Below are 3,469 nucleotides of genomic sequence, written 5' to 3'. Positions count from 1 at the left end.
TTGTTTAATGGCTAATTGACATAGCGAAGTAGATGAACTTGTGAATTGAATGAACAATTAGCTGCCTAACGGCAGCTAAATAAAACCCTATTGCCTATTGACGGGAATAAGGCTCATATGTGTTATAAAGCAGTTTTATTTATGACTTCAATTTTTACATTTTGATCCGAGCCGATAGTTACCAAAGGTACTTTATCAGAACCTCGATGCTTATTTGCGAGTGATTTTAGATGTTCTTTAAAAGTATGACTATCTGATTTAGATTCTTCAGCTCTCCAAGATATAGCGAAATCACCGCAATCAGGAGCGCTACATTGATAGTATTTTCGATTGGCATGATCGATTTCTATAAATGTTGCACGTTCGGCACAAATCCAACATTTAGTATTTATTGCACTAGATGACACAGCTTTCTCCCTGCTTTATAACGCCGCACTAAGCGGACTATAATAGTGGGTTAAAATGTGTAGCGAAGCGAAACTTAACCCACTGTTTTAGTTCCGTTTAAGTGCCTTGTTATGTTTTAAACACCCAACTACTTCATTTTATTTTTCCGCTGACTTATCAGGAAAACTTTCCTTTTTAACTGCATATTTATTTTCACGCTTTTTAGATGTTCCGTCTAAATTTAACGGTAATATTTTATGCTCGCTTGTTTGCTTATATAAACTATCAGAGGCATTATGCCCAATATTAGAGAGTCTTTTTCCAATGATTGGTCTAATCCAGTGGCCAATAGACGCACCAAAAAACATACCAAGAATAGAAGGAACAAGTGCTGGCATTTGAACTAACAATAAAAACCAGCCTCCCGCTTGCCCTGCATTTGTAAAAAAAACAATATTACTTATCACATATATAATGGCAACGTATCTTGGCCTCAAAAATATTGCAAGAACAGTAACAAGCAAGGTGACGATTATAATCGCAATGGTAATCTCAGACATGTTTTGAACACCCTCCTTGGATGAAACATAACGCCCATTTAAGAGGCAAAATATAGTTGGCTAAAATAGGTGAACGTAGTGAACAAAAAGCCAACTTTATTTTGTCCTTCTTTAAATTCTTGTTAGGTTTTAATTGCCACCAAAGCACCTGTTGACACCATGATAGTACCCGCTGTTTTATTAATGACTGTTGTTGCATTAGGCGATTTAAAAGTATTTTTCGCTTTTACTGCTAGTAACGAGTAGCACATATTTACACTACCAAAGGCTAAAGTAGCAGCTAACATAATTAAACTGGTGTCATAAAATGTAACTTCGTTAACATTAATAAATGCAGGAAAAAAACCCACATAAAATATAATAGCTTTAGGATTACCTAGTGTAATAAAAAGACCAGTTAACAAATTAGAGATTAAAGATGAGTCTTTCGATGTTTCAATATCAATTGATTTTGCTTTTGTACGTAGGAGTTGAACCCCAAGCCAAATTAAATAAGCAGCACTCAGGTATTTTATAATAAAAAAAGCTGTTCCCATTACTTCCGCAAGGGCAGAAAGACCAAACAAAGCAAGGACAATAAAAATATAATCACCTAATACTATACCAACAGTCATATAGAATGCTTGTAATTTACCAGAAGAAAAAGAACGAGCAATGATAGCAAAAACCGCAGGGCCGGGAACTATTGCTAAAATAATCATGGCTCCGAACAAAGCAAATAAACTATCAATTGACATTGGTACTCTCCTTAAAACCTAACAGCTTATTATGGAGACTTCTCAGTAATGTCCGTTCCATAATTTTTAATAATTATCACTTAATATTCCACAATTTCAATAAATTAGAAAGATTAATTTAACCAAAACTTATTGTGTTCGGATATTACTGAGAAGTCTCAGTAATATCCTGTCAACACAAAAAACTAAAAAACGTTTGTATTCAGCAAGATAACTTAAAATTTTAATGATATATCAGGATTTTGGTCATTTACTGTGACTTCTCAGTAATATCCATTTGATAAAAGATTTGATCTTTATTTAATTGAAACCTATAACTGTATATAAACACAGCTACAGGTTGGTAATAATGTCTACATCGCCTTTTCTTGAAAGTATCCGTAATATCCTTCGTACAAAACATTACAGTATCCAAACTGAAAAAGCGTATTTGCTTTGGATTAAACGCTTCATTCTTTTTAACCAAAAGCGACACCCCAAAGATATGGGAGAGCAAGAAGTAAGTAATTATCTCACTTACTTAGCTGTTGATAGGCAAGTAACGTCTTCAACCCAAAACTTAGCGCTATGCTCTATTGTTTTCATGTACAAGCATGTATTCAAAAGAGAACTAACCCTCTTATCTGATACGGTTAGGGCTAAAGCGCCAACTAGGGTGCCAATGGTATTATCAAACCAAGAGGCTACTGCGATTATCAAAGAGTTAAAGCCTCCGTACCACCTCATGTTCAGCTTGTTATACGGGTGTGGATTAAGAAAAGCGGAACTATTGAGGTTGCGTATAAAAGATATCGATTTTGACGGTAATTCAATTTACGTTTTTAGGGGGAAAGGAGCTAAAGACAGAATGACTCTATTGCCTAAAATACTCATAGAGCCACTCAAGGCCCAAATAGACAAAGTCGAAGATTTGCATAGTAAAGATTTAGCTGAAGGAGAAGGTAAAACGAGTTTGCCTTCAGGATTATCACGCAAATACCCAAAAGCAATTACTCAGTTTAAGTGGCAATATTTATTTCCCTCAACCGTGAGATGTAAGCATCCAACGGATGGTTATTTTTGTCGTCATCACTTGCATTGGACCTCATTAACCAAAGCTCTGAGATCTGCCGTTGTGAAAACTGATATTAGAAAGCATGTAACAGCACATACTTTCAGACACAGTTTTGCGACTCAGTTGCTGTTAAATGGAGCTGATATTAGAACGGTACAAGAATTACTTGGCCATAATGATTTGAAGACTACTCAAATTTATACTCATGTAATTGGTCAGCATTCATCAGGGACTCTTAGCCCTATTGATAGATAACTTAATCATTAGAAAAAGTATCTCTTTTTTTATTTTGCTGATGTCCTCAGTTAGCATTAACTATTTGATGACGAATGACCGCTGTGTTGCATTGTTCACACTCAGGCTCAGCGACTTACTGGCAAAAATCCATCATAAAAAGTCCCATATACTCATCTGAGGCTAACTTCCGCTATCGTATCAAAGTGAACATAAAACATGGATGGCTTGACCAGTGAATTAGGTCAGGTTTGTGGCAGTAGTGATCGTTCTTAGTAATAATCGTTACGACCGCAAAGTCGGAAGAGTTGTCGCTAGTGAAAAAAGCCAATATTAGCTAAGCACAGAATGAACTTAATTTATTAGCGGAAAACCGAATGCAACTGAATGGTCAGAGTTAATGTTGTTGGGTGCCAGTTTTAGATGATAATACCTGGCATTTTGATGTAATAGGGTGGCATAACTCATGTAATTATCCAGCTAAGGTAAGTTAATGT

4 protein-coding genes are annotated in these 3,469 nt (G+C 35.6%); 1 reads left to right on the top strand and 3 read right to left on the bottom strand.

Going from position 1 to position 3,469, the window contains the following annotated elements; translation table 11 throughout:
- Positions 1–122: 122 nt before the first annotated feature.
- The 3 genes from H4J50_RS18595 to H4J50_RS18585 all read right to left on the bottom strand — a co-directional run bounded on the left by H4J50_RS18595 (position 123) and on the right by H4J50_RS18585 (position 1,684).
- The gene (locus tag H4J50_RS18595; protein WP_182257649.1) at positions 123–407 is read right to left on the bottom strand and encodes a hypothetical protein; all 285 of its coding nucleotides are present in this window, start codon (positions 405–407) and stop codon (positions 123–125) included.
- A gap of 138 nt (positions 408–545) precedes the next feature.
- Entirely contained in the window at positions 546–947 is a 402-nt protein-coding gene (locus H4J50_RS18590) for a hypothetical protein (protein ID WP_182257648.1), read from the bottom strand.
- A 122-nt stretch (positions 948–1,069) separates the two neighbouring features.
- Positions 1,070–1,684: a LysE family translocator gene (locus H4J50_RS18585; protein ID WP_182257647.1), complete on the bottom strand. Its 615-nt coding sequence runs from the start codon at positions 1,682–1,684 to the stop codon at positions 1,070–1,072.
- A 349-nt stretch (positions 1,685–2,033) separates the two neighbouring features.
- Here H4J50_RS18585 and H4J50_RS18580 point away from each other — a divergent pair, with 349 nt between their 5' ends.
- Positions 2,034–2,993, top strand: a complete 960-nt coding sequence (locus H4J50_RS18580) for an integron integrase (protein ID WP_182257646.1) — start codon at positions 2,034–2,036, stop codon at positions 2,991–2,993.
- The last annotated feature ends 476 nt before the right edge of the window (positions 2,994–3,469 follow it).

It is taken from the genome of Colwellia sp. 6M3, from assembly GCF_014077595.1.
Taxonomy (GTDB): domain Bacteria; phylum Pseudomonadota; class Gammaproteobacteria; order Enterobacterales; family Alteromonadaceae; genus Cognaticolwellia.
This window is presented reverse-complemented; position numbering and strand designations above follow the sequence as displayed.